2 protein-coding genes are annotated in these 1,442 nt (G+C 54.4%); both read right to left on the bottom strand.

Annotation, left to right across the window (positions count from 1 at the left end; genetic code table 11):
- Positions 1 to 942, bottom strand: a 942-nt coding sequence (locus EAE91_RS23405; RefSeq protein ID WP_244869018.1) for a TraC family protein, incomplete at its 3' end; no start/stop codon positions are given.
- Positions 942 to 1,361: a TIGR03751 family conjugal transfer lipoprotein gene (locus tag EAE91_RS23400; protein ID WP_214090532.1), complete on the bottom strand. Its 420-nt coding sequence runs from the start codon at positions 1,359 to 1,361 to the stop codon at positions 942 to 944. The genes EAE91_RS23400 and EAE91_RS23405, both read right to left, overlap by 1 nt.
- Positions 1,362 to 1,442: the final 81 nt, after the last annotated feature.

The following is a 1,442-nucleotide window of genomic DNA, read 5'->3' as shown; positions in this document are numbered from 1 at the left end:
TCCCGGTTCTGGGGGGCGACGCAGCCGTTCAACCGGTACCGCCCGATGAGCAATATTATCAAACCACCAGACACCGTTTTTCACGTCAGAACGCGGCGGGGTAAACCACAAGGTTTCCGTGAAATCATTATCTGGCTTCCACTCACCAGCCTGTGGGGTTGCATAACTAGCCGCCTGATACAACGTCGTTTTATCTATCCAATCTGGAGCGGGATTGAATAACCGCAGTAACCAGTGATGAACCTGTTCACCATCTTGTCGTTCACACAAAATGCCGGCGCTGGCCAGCGAGGCCGTCAGTCGGTTACAGACCTGATTAAGCAACGCCGCCGGTGACAGAGCATCCTTCTGGCCTGCCGGGACCCAGCGATAAACGACCATTCGGGTACGGCGTTGCTGCCCTCTCCAAGGTTGACCAGTGATCAATGTGTCGTTAAACAGCCCTTCAGGCCGGGCAATACCCCGCAAATGTCGTTCAGTCTCAGCCAGCCACGTTTCGGTAAAGGCTGTGCCCTGTGCCCAGGGCTTGATATATTGACGAAGCTGCGTCAGCGATGACGACGAGTCATCTTCATCCTGACAAAAAAACTGCACCACCCAGGGAGAAATATCCTCTTCCTCCAGGCTGTCCTGCAACGCATCCTCCACCTGGTCACGGATCTCTTCCAGACGGGCAGCAGGGCGTCCTTCTGTCGGGACCGGAGAGACGGTATAAACCGCCCCGACTGACAGACCGTCATCCAGCAACAGACACTTTTCCTCGTCCAGGTATTCTGCCCAGGGCAAATAATCAATGATAGACGGTGAAGGGTTATACAGTGCCGCTTCATCAGCGTGCGTCATTTTGCCGGGCCGCTTTACAGGTTCACGCCCGATCACGCAGGAAGAAGGCGATAGGTTGTCCGCTTTACGCAGGCGGACTTTATTGAACCACGTCCACATCACAATGCCACCGTCCGCTCACCCGGCAGGGCATACTGCACCTGACTGTAAAACGAAAACACCGTGCTGTATCCCGGCACAGGCGAATTTCCCGCAACCAAATGGGGAAAGAGATACATCACCATGTCCGGATTGGGTAGCCGTGGGAAGGTTTGACTGATTTCATTTTCCTGTGTACGACTATAACTTTCAGCATAGTCAGTCGAAATTTGCTGCTCCTGTTCATTGAGCCCCCGGCGCAGCACCTGACGGGCTTCCAGCGTGATCTGTGACGACGCGGCCTTTCCCTGCCACAATGCCAGCATAGTCTGATCTCCCGATGGCAACATGTTCTCTTTGGACGTGCTGCAACCGGTCAGGAGCGTCGTCACTACGAGCAGGCAAACCCAACAACCTGATTTCAATCTGACGCTGCACATACCGGCTCCACAGATATTCACTTTCTCAGTCCAGCCCATCGCTGTTCTCCTGTTCCAGGCTAAAGGGGTATTTCACCTTGC

Source organism: Photorhabdus noenieputensis, from assembly GCF_018448935.1.
Taxonomy (GTDB): Bacteria; Pseudomonadota; Gammaproteobacteria; order Enterobacterales; family Enterobacteriaceae; genus Photorhabdus; species Photorhabdus noenieputensis.
This window is presented reverse-complemented; position numbering and strand designations above follow the sequence as displayed.

Bases quoted from the DNA above. Each gene is read 5' to 3' on its own strand.
- EAE91_RS23400 (WP_214090532.1), bottom strand. From the start codon at position 1,361: ATGTGCAGCGTCAGATTGAAATCAGGTTGTTGGGTTTGCCTGCTCGTA.